The organism is Geobacter sp. DSM 9736 (genome assembly GCF_900187405.1).
Lineage (GTDB): Bacteria > Desulfobacterota > Desulfuromonadia > Geobacterales > Geobacteraceae > DSM-9736.
The window spans coordinates 1,922,501-1,937,735 of record NZ_LT896716.1; the positions used below are offsets into that span (position 1 = coordinate 1,922,501).

General features: G+C 52.6%; 12 protein-coding genes (1 of these 12 only partly in view). 2 read left to right on the forward strand and 10 right to left on the reverse strand.

The window, feature by feature from the left end:
• From CFB04_RS08690 to smc, 7 genes are all read right to left on the reverse strand, one after another.
• Window positions 1–273, reverse strand: the 5' end (the start) of a protein-coding gene (locus tag CFB04_RS08690; protein WP_088534906.1) for a TIGR00282 family metallophosphoesterase. 516 nt of this gene lie to the left of the window's left edge; the window shows 273 of its 789 coding nt (coding positions 1–273); it begins with the start codon at window positions 271–273; its stop codon lies beyond the left edge, outside the window.
• Entirely contained in the window at window positions 263–1,825 is a 1,563-nt protein-coding gene (rny, locus tag CFB04_RS08695) for a ribonuclease Y (protein ID WP_088534907.1), read from the reverse strand. Before rny ends, CFB04_RS08690 begins: the two co-directional genes overlap by 11 nt.
• Window positions 1,826–1,892: 67 nt before the next feature.
• Complete coding sequence (locus tag CFB04_RS08700) at window positions 1,893–2,468, reverse strand: 5-formyltetrahydrofolate cyclo-ligase (protein ID WP_088536756.1); 576 nt, start codon at window positions 2,466–2,468, stop codon at window positions 1,893–1,895.
• A gap of 286 nt (window positions 2,469–2,754) precedes the next feature.
• Window positions 2,755–3,036 carry a cell division protein ZapA gene (locus CFB04_RS08705; protein ID WP_088534908.1) on the reverse strand — a complete coding sequence of 94 codons (282 nt, stop codon included), beginning with the start codon at window positions 3,034–3,036 and terminating at the stop codon, window positions 2,755–2,757.
• Complete coding sequence (locus CFB04_RS08710) at window positions 3,033–3,218, reverse strand: cell division protein ZapB (protein ID WP_088534909.1); 186 nt, start codon at window positions 3,216–3,218, stop codon at window positions 3,033–3,035. The genes CFB04_RS08705 and CFB04_RS08710 overlap by 4 nt, the downstream gene beginning before the upstream one ends.
• 56 nt (window positions 3,219–3,274) lie before the next feature.
• Complete coding sequence (gene ftsY / locus CFB04_RS08715; protein WP_088534910.1) at window positions 3,275–4,345, reverse strand: signal recognition particle-docking protein FtsY; 1,071 nt, start codon at window positions 4,343–4,345, stop codon at window positions 3,275–3,277.
• 77 nt (window positions 4,346–4,422) lie between these two features.
• Window positions 4,423–7,965, reverse strand: coding sequence for a chromosome segregation protein SMC (smc, locus tag CFB04_RS08720; protein ID WP_088534911.1), 3,543 nt, complete (start codon window positions 7,963–7,965; stop codon window positions 4,423–4,425).
• A 252-nt stretch (window positions 7,966–8,217) separates the two neighbouring features.
• Between smc and CFB04_RS08725 the strand changes: the two genes are divergently transcribed.
• Window positions 8,218–11,430, forward strand: a complete 3,213-nt coding sequence (locus CFB04_RS08725; RefSeq protein WP_088534912.1) for an AsmA-like C-terminal domain-containing protein — start codon at window positions 8,218–8,220, stop codon at window positions 11,428–11,430.
• Window positions 11,431–11,537: 107 nt separating this feature from the next.
• Window positions 11,538–11,951 (forward strand): hypothetical protein, encoded by a 414-nt coding sequence (locus tag CFB04_RS08730; RefSeq protein ID WP_088534913.1) that lies wholly within the window; start codon window positions 11,538–11,540, stop codon window positions 11,949–11,951.
• Between the two features lie 45 nt (window positions 11,952–11,996).
• Here the strand turns inward: CFB04_RS08730 and CFB04_RS08735 are convergent, their stop codons facing one another.
• The 3 genes from CFB04_RS08735 to CFB04_RS08745 all read right to left on the reverse strand — a co-directional run bounded on the left by CFB04_RS08735 (window position 11,997) and on the right by CFB04_RS08745 (window position 15,222).
• Entirely contained in the window at window positions 11,997–13,676 is a 1,680-nt protein-coding gene (locus CFB04_RS08735) for a radical SAM protein (RefSeq protein WP_088534914.1), read from the reverse strand.
• Window positions 13,654–14,088: a (deoxy)nucleoside triphosphate pyrophosphohydrolase gene (locus tag CFB04_RS08740; RefSeq protein WP_088534915.1), complete on the reverse strand. Its 435-nt coding sequence runs from the start codon at window positions 14,086–14,088 to the stop codon at window positions 13,654–13,656. The genes CFB04_RS08735 and CFB04_RS08740 overlap by 23 nt, the downstream gene beginning before the upstream one ends.
• A 105-nt stretch (window positions 14,089–14,193) precedes the next feature.
• Entirely contained in the window at window positions 14,194–15,222 is a 1,029-nt protein-coding gene (locus CFB04_RS08745; protein WP_088534916.1) for a C40 family peptidase, read from the reverse strand.
• Window positions 15,223–15,235 lie beyond the last annotated feature (13 nt).

The following is a 15,235-nucleotide window of genomic DNA, read 5'->3' on the forward strand; positions in this document are numbered from 1 at the left end:
TGCTGGACGGAGAAGATAGGGAACATCTTTTACGAAATCAAGTGACTCCTTCTTGTCCCAGACATGGTTTCCGGATGTCAGGAGGTGAACTCCAGCTCGATGCAGCTCCAGTGCAACTTCTGCAGTAATACCGAAACCACCGGCAGAGTTCTCCCCGTTCGCGATTACCAGGTCGAGAAGATACCGGTCGACCAACCTGTCCAACTCGCGTGATACCGCAAGCCTACCGGGCTTACCGATAATGTCTCCGATGAAAAATACCTTAACGGGCATACTCGATTGCCCGCGTCTCCCTTATTACGTTGACCTTGATCTGGCCGGGATACGTCATCTCCGCTTCTATTTTCTTTGCCACATCCTTTGCAAGCACTACGGCCCCATCATCTGTAACAGCGTCGCTCGAAACCATCACCCGGATTTCCCGTCCGGCCTGTATTGCAAAAGAATTAGTAACGCCACCGAAAGAATTGGCAATACGCTCCAGATCCTCAAGCCGCTTCACGTACGTTTCCATCATTTCGCGACGCGCCCCAGGACGTGCCCCGGACAACGCATCCGCTGCCTGGACGAGAACGGCTAGGACCGACGACGGCTTTTCATCTTCATGGTGAGCCATTATGGAATGAACTATTTTCGGAGATTCACCGTATTTGCGTGCTAAATCCGCACCTATCACCGCATGAGATCCTTCTATCTCGTGGTCCACAGCCTTGCCGAGATCGTGCAGGAGGCCTGCCCGCTTGGCTTGTTTTACATTTATCCCCAGCTCTGCAGCCATTATGCCGCAGAGGAAGGCTACTTCCAATGAATGCTGGTAGACATTTTGGCTATAGGACGTGCGATAGCGCAACCGGCCAATAAGCTTGAGGATTTCCGGGTGAATCCCATGAACCCCCAGGTCAAAGGCTGCCTGCTCACCAGCCTCTTTCATCGCAAGCTCTACTTCCTCCTCAGCCTTTGCCACAACTTCCTCAATCCTTCCCGGATGAATGCGTCCGTCGGCTATAAGGCGTTCAAGAGCTATTTTGGCAACCTCCCTTCGAACCGGATTGAACCCGGACAAAATAACGGCTTCCGGCGTATCATCGATTATAAGATCAATACCGGTTGCTGCTTCTAGCGCCCTTATGTTGCGCCCTTCCCGCCCGATTATGCGTCCCTTCATTTCGTCTGAGGGCAGAGCGACTACCGAAACGGTTCGTTCTGCGACATACTCCCCTGCGTACCGCTGTATCGCAAGAGAGATAATTTCCTTCGACTTCTTGTCAGCTGTTTCACGGGCTTCTTCTTCAATGGCTTTCACACGTTTGGCTGCATCCAGCTTTGCTTCGCTTTCCATAGCCTCCATCAGTATTCGTTTCGCTTCTGCAGAGGAAAGACCCGAAAGTTCCTCTAGTTTTTTCCGCTCTTCTTCAATTATATGGTTAAGTTTTTCCTCTTTCTGCACCAGCCCCTGCTCCCGATTGACAAGACCCTGCTCCCGCTTAAGAAATTCCGTCTCCCGCTGATCGAATGCAATGATCTTCTTGTCAAGATTTTCTTCTTTCTGCTGAAGCCGCTTTTCCAGTGCCTGCAGGTCGCGCCTCTTGTCCTTCGTCTCTCTTTCAAATTCTGCCTTCGCCTGGTAGATTGCATCTTTGGCTTGCAAAGACGCTTCTTTGATAATTGTTTCAGCCTGGCGTTTTGCATCCTCCAAGGACTTTGATGCCATTTCCTCCGCTTTTGAAACCATGGAATCGGAGAACTTCTTCCTCAGCAGATTCCCGATGAAAAAACCAACAGCTGCAGCTGCTACAATAAGTATTATCGCTATTTCTATTTTCAACTCCTGCACCTCCCCTATATGATTAGCCGGTGAAAGGCCGTTGGGCGTTCCCGGCGTGTTTCCTACCTTACAAATCTGACTTTCGAGGCAAAACAACAATCTGCCGCTCAGTGATAATCATGTCCATCTGCACATCGTGTGGTTCCCCGGCAATCTCGTCTACGAGTTGGAAATCAAAACAAAAGCCTACGAGGCGACCACTCCCTTCTAACCTGTGCAGCGCCCGGTCGAAATACCCCTTCCCGTAGCCTATCCGACGTCCACTTCTGTCAAATGCAACCCCAGGAACAACAATTATATCTGCCGCTTCGGGGTCAACTATACCCCTTTCGGCTGTCGGTTCGCTGATGCCATAGGCCCCGGGACAAAGATGATGAACCGTTTCTACTGTTCGAAAGAGCAGGCCCTCGGGTGCCACGGAAGGAAACAGTACCGTTTTTCCCATCTTCAGTGCGGCAGCCAACACCTCGCCCGTCTCGACTTCATTCCTGATTGGAGCATACAACGCGATGCTCCGCGCCTGTATAAACAGGTCACAGGTAATGAAGGTGCGCTGGATCCTCCTGCTCGCATCTTTGATCGCGGAGAGAGGAAAAGCTGCCCGTTGAGCAAGCATGCGTCTTCGAATGTCTGTTTTAGGCATTAGATTGACGGCACCACGAAGGACAGGTGCCAATGGAACTACTCCGGGAGGAATTCGAAACAGGAGGTGTAAAGTTGACAGGCTATTAGGTAGAAATGCTGTGGCGAACTATGCAGGACTAACGCATAAGCGTGATCTTATGCAACTCCTTCGACATAGACGTATTCTCTTAGGCTACCTATCAGCAAAACGGGAACCAATTGCGCATTAATCCGCCGTTGATACTGGCAAAGCTTTACCAAACCTGGACCGAACATATATGTAAAAAATCTCCCAGAGAGATCGTTCAGCCTTTTTCTACCACATCGTCAATTCGCTGCAGCAGATCAGACAACTTCTCTTCCTGCCGCTTACTTACTTCGTACTTCGAAAACAAATCTAAATATGCTTCAGCTATATTAAGCAAGGCCAGTACGGCCACAATCTGGGGGTCTCCCCCCTTCACCGAAGCGGCAACTTCGGAAATCTTGTCATTAACAAAGGCTTCGACCTCCCGTACCTTCTCGGGAGGCGCCTCGCTCTTTACGAGCAATTCCCTGCCCAATACTCTGATACGGTGCGAATTCAAGAAGGTTGTATCTCCTCCAGCTTGGTGAGTATGGCATCAATGCGGGAGCGGAATCCATGACGCTCCGCCTGTAACCGCTGATTTTCTTCCCGCAGTGAATGGTTCTCCCGCTGTAGAGTGTGGTATCGCTCTATCAGCGTATCGATCCTCTTTTCCAACAGGTCCAAAACCTGATCATTCATACAGACACGTTCCCGGCGCTGAATACTAGATGACAAATCGTTTAAAGTCAAGGTTGTTATTGAAAAAGAGCTTCAACAAACTGTCCTGGGTCGAACTCGCGCAGGTCATCAACCCGTTCTCCTATTCCGATGTAGCGCACGGGGATGTTGAACTCGTTACCGATTGCGACCACTATTCCCCCTTTTGCCGTTCCATCCAGCTTCGTAAGCGCAATTCCAGTGACACCGGCCGACTCCTTGAACAGGCGAGCCTGTGAGATCGCGTTCTGTCCGGTTCCTCCGTCAAGGACCAGGAGTGTCTCATGAGGCGCACCGGGAATTTCTCTACTCATTACCCGACGGATCTTCTTCATCTCTTCCATCAGATTGACCTTAGTATGCATTCTTCCTGCTGTATCAACGATCAGTACATCCGATCTACGAGCCATTGCCGCTTTGCAGGCATCGAACACGACAGCCGAAGGATCGGCACCCTCCTGATGCCTGATCACATCCACATCGATCCTGTTTCCCCATACCTCCAGTTGCTCGGCTGCAGCGGCACGAAAGGTATCGGCCGCTGCGAGAAGCACTTTTCTCCCCTCAGCTTTGAACTTACTGGCCAGCTTGCCGATGGTCGTAGTTTTGCCTACGCCATTGACACCGATAACCATGATGACGAATGGAGAACTTCCTATTACGAGCGGTGCTGGCTGCCGCGCAAGCCGCGCAACGATCTCCTCCTTAAGGGCAGCTTTAAGGGCATCACCGTCGCGCAACTCATTCCGCTTAAGGCGCTGCTCAATGGTACGGATCAGTTCCACTGCCGTTGGGACTCCAATGTCGGCAGTTATCAATATCTCTTCAAGATCTTCGAGAGTATCGGCATCTATCTGCTTCTTGCCGAGAACAAGCGTATCTATACGACCCACAAGACTCTCATGGGTCTTGCTCAACCCCCGCTTCAATCTCTCAAAAAAAGAGTAAGTTTCCCCGGGAGGTTCGCTGGGAGTATCGGCTGGAACAACAGGCGACTCCGGCTGTTCGGGCGCAGGTTCTTCAGGCTGAAGATGTTGTTCCCCCCCGGTAAACCTGTCTATCCACCCCCGGAAGAATCCCTTCTTCTCTTCTTTCCTATCTTCAGACATCTACATGCTCCTTGAAAATTTCAAGCTTCAACAGCAAGTTTACCCCGTCCGGGGCGATAAAACATGCAACAAGAAGATTACATTCCGAGCCGCACCGATACCAATTTGGAAACCCCCGGCTCTTCCATTGTAATTCCGTACAATGTGTCGGCAACCATCATCGTGGTCTTGCTGTGAGTGATCATGATGAATTGCGAAAATTCGGTCATTTCTTTAACCATCTCATTGAATCGCCCAATGTTGGCGTCATCAAGCGGCGCATCGACCTCGTCAAGCAAACAGAAAGGTGAAGGCTTTATGAGAAAAATAGAAAAGATGAGTGCAACTGCGGTCAGGGCTTTTTCACCACCGGACAGAAGGGCGACGTTCTGCAGCTTTTTTCCTGGTGGCTGCACAATGATATCGATGCCTGTTTCAAGCAAGTCCTCCTCGTCGGTAAGCCTTAGTTCGGCCCTACCACCGCAAAAAAGGCGGGGGAAGACCTCCTGGAACTTCTGGTTGACCTGCTCGAACGTCTCGAGAAATCGTTTACGGGTAGTGCGATTGATCCGCTGAATCGCCTTCTGAAGACCCGTCAGAGAATCCTCCAGATCGACCTTCTGCTCCACTAGAAAGTTATAGCGGGTCTCCAGTTCCCGATATTCCTCTATAGCAGTGAGATTGACCTCACCCAACTCATCGACCAGCTTCTGCAGCTCAGACTGACGATGTCGTTGCGCCTCCTCACTCCAATCGTCATTGTCGTTAAACTCGTTAAATCGCTGCCGCAATGCATCCACTTCCAGACGATATTTTTCCATCACCGAATCACGGAGATGTGAAATCTTCATCGAAAGCTCTGTCGCCTGAAGGTTACGCTCCCCTTCCTCCCTGCGCACTACCCCTAAGGCCTCACGGAGCTGCCTCAGTCGCCCTTCCTCTTCGCGTACCTGCTCTGAAGATTTCTCATATGCCTCTCTTACTGTCGCCAGCGACTGCTCAGCGGCCAGCTGTCGCTGAAGCAGAGACGTCAGCTCTTCTTCCCCTGCTGCCGCTGCGGAAGCAAGCTGCTGTCGTTCCAGCTCTACATTCTCCAGCTCTTTGCCACGATTGGTTATCCGTCTCTGCAGATCGTGGGCATGCTCTTCAGAACGTTTTATGGCACGGAGGTTCGCCTCGCGTTTCTCCCGCAGCGCCGCGGCTCGTACTTTAATCCCTGTTACTTCCTCCCGGACCTGTTCGATCTTCCCCTTCTGCAGGGAAATCGCTTTTTGCAGCTCCTCCAAGGATGCTTCAAGACTCCCCTTCATCCCTTCCGTCACACACTTCCTATGCTCTGAGTCTGCCAGCTCCTTTTCGAGAAGGTTCTTTTCTTCCGAAAGCTGCTTATCCTCAACAGCCTGGACCGACAGCCGCTCCTCTATTCGCTGCCCCTCGTCACGAACCCGCTGCAGATCCTTCTCGTGATTCAGAATGGCTATCTCGGTCTGATGAAGATTCTGGCGCTTGCTTCGCAGGCCATCCTCAGCCGTCGAAAGCGCGCTCCGTGATTCCTGCTTCCCCGTTTCGAGCTCCTGAACTGCGCGCGTCAGGAGCGTCATCTCCTGCGACAGCTCCTTGATCTCCCGCTTCTTATGGATAAGCCCCTGCTGCACCGTCTCAGATGACCCTCCGTATATACAACCACCAAAGGCCATATCACCTTCACGGGTAACGAAAGTACAGCGGGGATAGTGACGAGAGAGTTCGACGCCTGCCTTAATGTCATCGCAAAGATGAACGTCCGCCACCAGCGGCTCTACCTGCGAACGGAAGCCCTCTTTGACCGTTATCAACTGCAGGAGCGGTATCGACTGACCACTCGTCGGAACAGGTTCAAGGGTGGAAGCACCCGGAACTACAAAACAACAACGCCCTCCCTCGGCTTTCTTGAGGTATTCAATGGCTTCGAGGGCTGCTCCCTCATCGCCTCCCATAACGTACTGGAGTCTTTCACCCAGAACCGCTTCCAGAGCTGCTTCATATTCGGATCCAGTTTCTATTACATCCGCCAGGACTCCCGCAAAACGACTCTTGTAGTGGTCCGAAAGCAACAACGTGCGGACCCCCTTGCCATAACCTGCTAGCTGGGCATCGAGTTCCTGGAGAGAATGAAGACGGCTGCTCTTACGGCTCAGCTCGTCCCTTTTTGCCACTAGCTCACGATCCTGCTTCTCCAGTTGCCGTTTCAGCTCCTCCTCACGTTGCCTGAGAAGATCGATCTCGGAAGCCAGCACGGCCTTGGCCTCCCTCTCATCTTTCAACTGCCCTTCAAACTGTGCAGTACGACCTGAAGTATCCGCGAGCTTCTCGCGCAGCGCCGCTTCCTCCCGTCGATTTCGCGCGTGACGCTCCGCGATTCCCTCTATTCTCTTGAGGAGTGCTCCCTTTTGGTTATTAAACTGAGCTATGCTGGAAAGAAGCGAGAATACCTCCCGTCGCTTTTCCTCCAGTCGCTCCGTCAGCTCTTTTTCCGTAAGGGACAGGTCATCCAACTCCCGCTCCTTCTCCTGCAGAACAAGGTCCTCGCCTGCGGCGTCCGTTCCAAGAACCCCCTTCTTCTGCTGAAGAGACGCCAACTCTTCTCCAGTATCCACAAGCTGCTTTTCCAGCGAAGCGAGTTCCTCCCTGAGCTTATCCCGCTGGCGCTCGATATTGAGAAGCTCCTTCCGTTGGAAATCGATACGGCTTTCACAGCTCTGGCAAGTGCTCTTGGCCCTGTATATCTCTTCCTGGGCCGAATTGAGCTTCTTCTCCTCCTCTGTCAGGGAGAGTCTGAGCCCCTCAAAATCAAGTTCCCCCTTTTCCAGCTCTGCGCCGAGAGCGGCCACACGCCCGGCCAGAGAAGCAGCCTCCCTGGCGGCATCCTCGTAGGTGCTGTTAAGCGAAGCATACGCTATAGCTGCAAATTGAAGCTCAATCTCCTTCAGTTCTTCACGATAAGTACGAAACTTCTCAGCCTTCTTTGCCTGACGATGGAGCGAGTTCATCTGACGACGGATCTCGGAAACTATATCCCCGATCCTCACCAGGTTCTGCTTTGTCACCTCTATTTTTTTTATGGCGACCTGTTTTCTGGCCTTGAATTTGGTAACTCCAGCCGCTTCTTCGATAAGGAATCTCCGCTCCTCAGGCTTTGAGAGGAGAATCATGCCGATCCTCCCCTGCTCAATCACGGAGTATGCCTTAGCCCCTACACCGGTATCCATGAAAAGCTCATGTATGTCGAGAAGACGACAGGATGTTTTGTTGAGGAAGTACTCGCTATCTCCGTCCCGATACAAGCGCCGGGTCACCTGTATCTCACTGTAGTTGAGGTATTTAGCGGGAACACGGCCATCTTCGGTGGAGAAAACCAGTGAGACCTCAGCCATCCCCAGCGGCTTGCGTGTCTCGCTGCCTCCGAAGATGACATCTTCCATGCTTCGCCCACGAAGGTTCTTCGCCGACTGCTCCCCCATAACCCAGCGGATGGCGTCTACGATATTCGACTTGCCGCAGCCGTTGGGACCGACTACGGCAGTAATGCCATGTGGGAAGTCGAGCACGACCCTGTCGACGAAGGATTTGAATCCCAGTATTTCGATGCGTTTGATCTTCATAAGCCGACGTATACTAACAGAGCGATAATCTGATTGCAACCGGCGGGCTTGCGTAGGCTTGAAGGGGAGAGTATACTTCCAGATCTCCGCCGGGCACTTACCGGCAGGTTGTTTTGAAAACTTCAATCAATACAGATCGTCGCACCCGCAGAAAGCCCGACAGAGGCGTACCAGCGTTACACCCCTACAAGAAGCGGCTTTCTGGGAGGCGCCAACAACTTCCTTAGAGCAATCAGACTAACGACTGATCCTATGAAAATGCCACAGAAGAACATACTTCTTGCCGTTCTCATTCTTGCAGCTGCTGTTGCAACAACGGGCGGCCTGCTCCTCGAAAAGATACTCGACCTCGACGCGTACAAGAATACCATCATCGAGACGATGCAGAGGGAGCTGAAAAGGGAGGTTCGATACCGTTCCGCAGAGTTCTCCTGGCGGTTCGGCCCCTCTTTTACCTTTAAAGATGTGATGATAATGGAACGGGGAACAGCCAGACCATTTGTGGGGGCCAAGCGATTAACCTTCAAAATAGCTCTCCTTCCGCTACTCCAGCGGGAAGTCTCGCTAAAGGAACTCCTCCTCGATCAGCCGAACATGCACGTTGTCAGGGACAGGGAGGGAAACCTCAATTTCAGCGACCTCCTGGAACAGAAGCAGGGATCAGTTCCTTTCCATATCAATCGGTTGCGAATCCGAAATGGCGCCATCGGCTTTATAGACTACGCTGCTGCTCCGGAAGGGGTAGCAGTGGCACTTACAGATATCCACCTATCACTTGCCCATTTTGCCAGAGGTAAGCAATGCTCTTTCAAATTAAGTACGTTGATCGGAGACGAAAGAAATAAGGAACGGGTTACTGTGCAAGGATCGGCCAAGCTGGCATCAGTCGACAGGCCGCTGACTGAAACGGATTTCAACTTCCGGATAACCGGGAAAAACATTGAAGCCAGCCCTTACTGGCCCTACTACCGGCAGTATGTTCCCTTCCAGAAGGTCACCGGGCAACTGACGATGGATGCGGAATTCACAGGAAAGCTGGCATCGTTCACGTCCAGGGGTAATTTCGGGGTAAGGAATCTTTTCTTTAACTATCCTGAAGTCTTCCGCTCCGTTCTTACACCAAAGACGGTGCAGGCGGATTATCAGTTGCAGTTCAACTCGCGGGACCTTACCGTCAGTTCTCTCGACCTCAATGTTGACGGCCTGCAGGTCCATGGGAATTGCGCCCTTCGCGATATCCCCAGCGGAGATCTTCGCATTACAGCCCGTGCCGGCATACTACCTTTTCGCCTTGAAGATTTCCGCCAGTATATCCCCTACGGCATCATAGTTACTGATACTGCCGAATTCATCGAGCGGCACATCAAAGGTGGGATATACCGGCTCGACGAAGGAGTGCTGGACGGAAGGGTCAGCCAGATTGCGCATATGGAAAGGGGAGAAAACTACAATGTCCTTTACGTTAGGGCTCGGGTTGAGAAGGGGCTACTGACCTTCGGTCGCGAAGTACCTCCCTTTAACCAGATCAGGGGGGAACTTGAACTTCGCGGCAAAGATTTCAATCTGAACCGCATGTCCGGCAACTTCGGCTCCTCTCCCTTTACCCTTGAGGGGAAAATAACGGACTATCCCCTTGATCGCCCCTCCGGCTACCCTTTCAAAATGGTCATGACGCCGCACCAGGAAGAAGTGGCATGGCTGCTGGACCGCAAGAAAACGGGAAAACTCGTCTTCTCCGGGCCTTCCGTGCTGCATCTCTCCGGCGAAGGCTTCACTTCGGGGTACAACCTGGATGGAGACTGGGATCTGTCAAGTGCTGCCTTCAGCTACCCCAACATCGTCAACAAGCCCGCCGGCAGAACGAGCAACCTTTCCTTCTTGGGCAGCATCTCGAAAGAGGAAATGAACCTGTCCAGGCTCAGTTTGAACCTTTCGCCACTCTCGCTCGCAGCCACAGCAAATCACAATTTCTCGGGCAAAGAGCGGTTCCTTTGCGAGCTCAAGACCAACCAATTCCTCATAAGTGAAATTGCTCCGATGCTCCCGAAGCTCTCAAAATATCAGCCAGCGGGAAAAGTCAGGGCTAGCATCCGGGGGGCCGGCAAGCCTGAAGATATTCACTGGTCAGGAGAGGTCTCGCTCACGGGAGCTTCTCTAAAGCCGTCGGCTAATATCAGCACCCTCAGCGGCATCACCGGTACGGTTCGCTTCAAGGACGAATCTCTGGAGTCATCTTACCTTACCACTCGGTTAGGTAATTCAGTCATCTCCGGGAAAGGCTCCTTGACTGGTTTCCGAAACCCGTCATTCTCAGTTGAGTTCTCTTCTCCACTTCTACATCTCTCCGATCTGGGTTTCAGCCTCCCCAAGGGCGGGGCAACCCTGACTAGCGTTTACGGGAACCTGTCGTTGAACGATAATAACCTGAAAATAAATTCCCTCACTGCCAGCGCCGGCAATTCTTCTCTCTCAATAAAGGGAATGGTGCAAGACCTGCAGAATCCAACTGTCGAAGTGGCGGCAACGTCCCCCTATCTGGACCTCGGCGACGTTCTTCCCCTCATGGAACTGAAATCGACAAAAACTGGGCCGGAACCGCCGACACCTCTTCGGGTAACGGCATCGTTATCAGCGGAAGCCGGGAAAGCAGGCCTGCATTCTTTCGAAAAATTGAAAGCCAAAGGGGTAGCGGAAGACAGCATTCTGTATCTGCAGTCATTGGAGAGTAATGCTTACGGTGGGCGCATCACCGCCAAGGGAAGATTCGACTTCACCAGCAAACAGACACCCCGTTATCATGTCGGCTATTCGATAGAACGAATGTCTGCAGAGCGTCTGACGAAAGCTATCGGTGCGAGTAAGCAGGAAATTTCAGGAACGCTTTCGGCGTCGGGAGAATTGACGGCAAAAGGAGAAACAATCGCAGAGCTGAAAAAAACGGCTCTAGGTTCTGCACACCTCGAAATCGAGGATGGAGCACTCCGCCGTTTTGCCGTTTTATCCAAGGTTTTCTCAATACTCAACATTTCCCAGCTTTTCAAGGGCAGGCTGCCGGAGATGGTCTCGGGAGGCATGCCATACAACCGGATAACCGCTGACCTCGCAATAAGAGACGGCGTAGTGAGCAGTCAGGACCTCTTCGTGGACAGCAATGCCATCAACATGTCGGCGGTGGGCAAGCTCGATGTTGTGCGGAATGAAATTGATGTGACCATCGGCGTTCAACCCTTGCAAACCGTCGACAAGGTCGTCAGCCGGCTTCCTCTGATCGGCTGGGTGCTAACAGGTAAGGACAAGGCACTGATCACCTACTTTGTGGAGGTCAAGGGAAACGTCGACAATCCTTCCGTCAAAGTTGTTCCTGTCAAGGCCATGGCAAAGGGAGTGTTTGATGTTTTCAAGAGACTCTTCCAGCTACCCGCCAAACTGATAACCGATACAGGAGAAGTAATTACAGGAAAGTAGTGAGTGCTGTTTTTCAACCCTTTGGAAGGTTTTTTTATTGTAAAAGAAAAAAGACCTGTGTTATTTTACCCAACGGTTGAAAACAAGCCTTTACAGGAGGAATTCAGGTGAAGAAGACATTAGTGGTAGGTTTGGCAATCGTTGCGCTCGCAGCCGCCGGCTGCAAGAAGAAAGAAGAAGCTCCCAAGGCACCGCAGACCGGTGCACCTGCCCAGCAGATGCCGGCTGACGCCACTCATGGCGGAGACCCCCATGCCGGGCTGAAACCTGTCGAAATTCCTGCCGGTGCCGGTCACAAGGGCAAGGTTCTCAACACCATGGACGCCGCTGGTTATACCTACATCGAGGTCGAGGAAAACGGCCAGAAACTTTGGGTGGCTGTGATGCAGACCAAGGTGAAGCCTGGCGATATGGTAGAGTTCCCCGACTCCCCCCCGATGGTGAACTTCCAGAGCAAGACCCTGAAGCGCACTTTCGACAAGATTATTTTTGCTCCCGGACTGCGCGTAGTAAAGCAGTAAGCACAAACCTTTTAATGCAGGTCATAGCGAAGCCTCCGGGCTTCGCTATTTTTTTGCCTTTCGCCCGTTTTCCAGCTTCTGCCGGGCCTCTTCGTCGAGCGGATCCAGCTGAAGTACCTGCCGGTAATATTGTTTCGCGTCGCTCCTGTCTCCCGAGAGCCAGATCAAGTCACCCAGCGCGCGGTATGCCGGAGCATGGGCCGGCACCAGACGGATGACCTCCGTGTATGCCTCGCGAGCCTCCGCTACCCGGCCCGACCCACCACACAGATCTCCCAGCGCCAGCCATCCCCAAGGATTCGCCGGCTGCTGCCGGACGATCTCAAGATACTCCCGCTCGGCAAGATCTTCCCTCCCCTCCCCTTCGTACGCCTCTCCAGCGAGCAGGTTAGTCACATGACTGTACCCAACGAACCGTTTCTGCTGCCGAAACTCCCGAGCCTTAAAGCAGCTGGCAGAAGAAACGCTCTCCAGAGCTTGCAGCAGGGTGCGCATGCGAGGTGCCGTCGCCTCAGCTGGCAGAACCGGAAACGCTGCTGCACTGTTTTTCTCAAACAGATCACCAGGCACGGTACCAGCCGCTACGGCTTCGGCGAACATGGCGGTACCCGGATAGTAAACAAGGGGAGAAATCTGGCCATCCTGAGGCCGTATTTCCTCAATAAGTTTCGATGTCGCCAACACGTCCTCCCTCGTTTCACCGGGAATACCGGTGATGAGGTAAATGGAGAGATTGATCCCGACACGTCGGATCGCCGATGCCGCTTGCCTGACCTGTTCCGGGGCGATCCGCTTGCCCAGCGCCTCAAGCAGTCGATGGGAACCGGACTCCACGCCTAGCTGAACGCATTCGCAACCGGCCCTTTTCATCGCCAGCAGCAGCTCTTCATCAAGATGGTTCACACGGGACTGGCAGTTCCAGAGGATATAGATCTGTTCCTCCAGCAACAACCGGCAGAGTTCCAGCACCCTCTTCCGATCGGCCGTAAAGGTATCGTCACGGAAGGAAAAATAGATGAGCCCGAATCGGTCCCTTATATATCGTATTTCCTCGACGATGGTCTTTGGAGAACGGAACCGCACCTGCCGAGACCAAAAATTGGGGGAGGAACAAAAGCGGCACGCTGCCGGACACCCGCGCGAAGTCGTGATGAACTCGAGTTGACGGCGCAAATCGAGACCCCAGGACTGAACCAGAGAAATTGCCGGTACCGGAAGGAGATCCATATCCGTGAGCGGAGGCCGACGCGGAGTAACGGCTACCGACCTGCCTTCCAGGAAGGCCAAGCCCCGTATGTCGTGCATGGAAGGGGATGACGACTTCGAAAGAGCGTCGACTACTTCCCTGAGGGTATCCTCGCCTTCGCCCAGAACAATGGCGTCTACATTGCTGGTAGAAGCAAGAATATCCCGATAACGTGATGTCGCATGAGGACCTCCCATGACAACGAATGATTTCGGATTCTGTCGCTTTACTTCATCAGCTAGACGCAACGACTCGAAGCGATTGTGAGTAAACTGGGAGATCGCAACGACATCGGGAGCCGATTCCCGCAGAAAGGAACGGATGGCGGGCCAACCTGAACGTGAAAAATTGGCGACGACAGCATGGTGACCGGCACTTATGAGGACACCCTGAAGATAACCTAGACCAAGCGGCGCCAAAGACGTATACGGGTCGTCTTTACCTTCACGGTTCGCTTTATAGGCAAGAACAACCCGCATCCGAATACTCACGTGCAAGCCTTTCGACCAGTGGGATATCGGCCGAGAGAAGGGGAAATGTAAGCAGTTTTTCCGGCGCAACCCAGCAGTGGCCGGCAACTTCCAACTCTACTATATTACCACCAGTCCAGCGGCAGCGATAAGCAAGAATGAGCACGGTCCGCTCAGGATACCGGTGGTACACAACATCAAAGATGCCCTCTACCACAACGTCGATACCCAGTTCTTCCCTCAGTTCCCGCACTATGCACTCGGCAGGATCCTCATGTGGCTCAAGCTTTCCACCCGGCAACTCCCACAGGAGCGGGTATGGTGCATCCGGCCGGCGTCTCGTCAGCAGCACCTTTCCCTCATGCTCAATGACGGCTGCCGTCACTAGTAAAGGATATCCCGAATCGATTCCAGTAGCCATAAAGTCACCCTGGTGAATCCCCAACCTAACAAGGAGTTATACAATAACTTTCGACAAGCTAAAAAAAAACCGGCCGGAGCCGGTTCATAAGGATATAGAGAAAAGCTAGTTACTTGCCCCAAGACCCAGAGTATCGTTCTGGAGGATATCCCCCTCAGTCTCCTCTTCCACGCCAATCAGCAGGTCGTCGAACCTGAATTCATCGGGATTTATCTTGCTGATCCTCTTTGCCCCCATATACCTGGAACGGTAGTAAGGAGTGTCGATGGAAGATACTACAACGCGACGGTCGCGTGAGGAGGCATGAATCATCTTGTTTCCTCCCAGATATATTCCGACATGGGAGGCGTAAGGAGCATAGGTACGGAAGAAAACAAGATCCCCCTTCTGCAGGTCACCCAGCAGGACCCTGTTGCCTATTTCGAATTGCTCCCTTGCAGAACGGGGCAGCGTCACATCCAGTTCGCGGAAGACCTGCTGAACGAAGGCGGAACAATCGAGACCACTTCTGGTATTGCCTCCGAATCTGTACCGTGTGCCCAGAAAACCATATGCCGTGGTCTTGAGCAGCTTCACGTTGTCCGTCTTCAGTTCCAGGTCCTTCTTAAGCACCACCTGCTGATCATCAGGATCGGGCTCGGTCAGCTCGGCAAGGCTCTGCTCATAGTCTTTTTCACTGAAGAGGTCGCTGTTCTTCAGGTAAATCTTTCTCGTCACCTTACGGGGTGCTTCTCCGGCAGGCTCCGCCTCCCTCAGTGCAAGCACCTGTCCCTGCTTTACCTTCTTTTTGCCCAAGTCATTCAGCCGTCTGAGTTCTGCAACCGATACCCCTGTCTTCCTCGCAATTTTGGTCAGATTATCCCCTTTTTTGACTTTGTATGTCAGAGATTTCTGATCCGCTACTGAGCGTTCCTCGGCAGCACGGGGAGGGATGACAAGCACCTGGCCTGCTTTGATTCGCTTGCTGACAAGGTTGTTGGCTGATTTGAGGTCGCTGACGGAGACGTGATATTTTCTGGCGAGGGAGTAGAGGCTTTCGTTTTTTCGGACTTTGTGGGTTTTAGCGGCTAAGACTAGGGAAGGAAACGATACGACGAGCATGCATATAATAATCAATCTTATGCATCTATGCATATTTCCCCTCCTT

Coding starts and splice junctions, on each gene's coding strand:
- CFB04_RS08745 (WP_088534916.1), bottom strand. CDS start 15,222: ATGCATAGATGCATAAGATTGATTATTATATGCATGCTCGTCGTATCG.
- CFB04_RS08725 (WP_088534912.1), top strand. CDS start 8,218: ATGAAAATGCCACAGAAGAACATACTTCTTGCCGTTCTCATTCTTGCA.
- ftsY (WP_088534910.1), bottom strand. CDS start 4,345: ATGTCTGAAGATAGGAAAGAAGAGAAGAAGGGATTCTTCCGGGGGTGG.
- CFB04_RS08735 (WP_088534914.1), bottom strand. CDS start 13,676: ATGCGGGTTGTTCTTGCCTATAAAGCGAACCGTGAAGGTAAAGACGAC.
- smc (WP_088534911.1), bottom strand. CDS start 7,965: ATGAAGATCAAACGCATCGAAATACTGGGATTCAAATCCTTCGTCGAC.
- CFB04_RS08700 (WP_088536756.1), bottom strand. CDS start 2,468: ATGCCTAAAACAGACATTCGAAGACGCATGCTTGCTCAACGGGCAGCT.
- CFB04_RS08710 (WP_088534909.1), bottom strand. CDS start 3,218: ATGAATGATCAGGTTTTGGACCTGTTGGAAAAGAGGATCGATACGCTG.
- CFB04_RS08740 (WP_088534915.1), bottom strand. CDS start 14,088: ATGGCTACTGGAATCGATTCGGGATATCCTTTACTAGTGACGGCAGCC.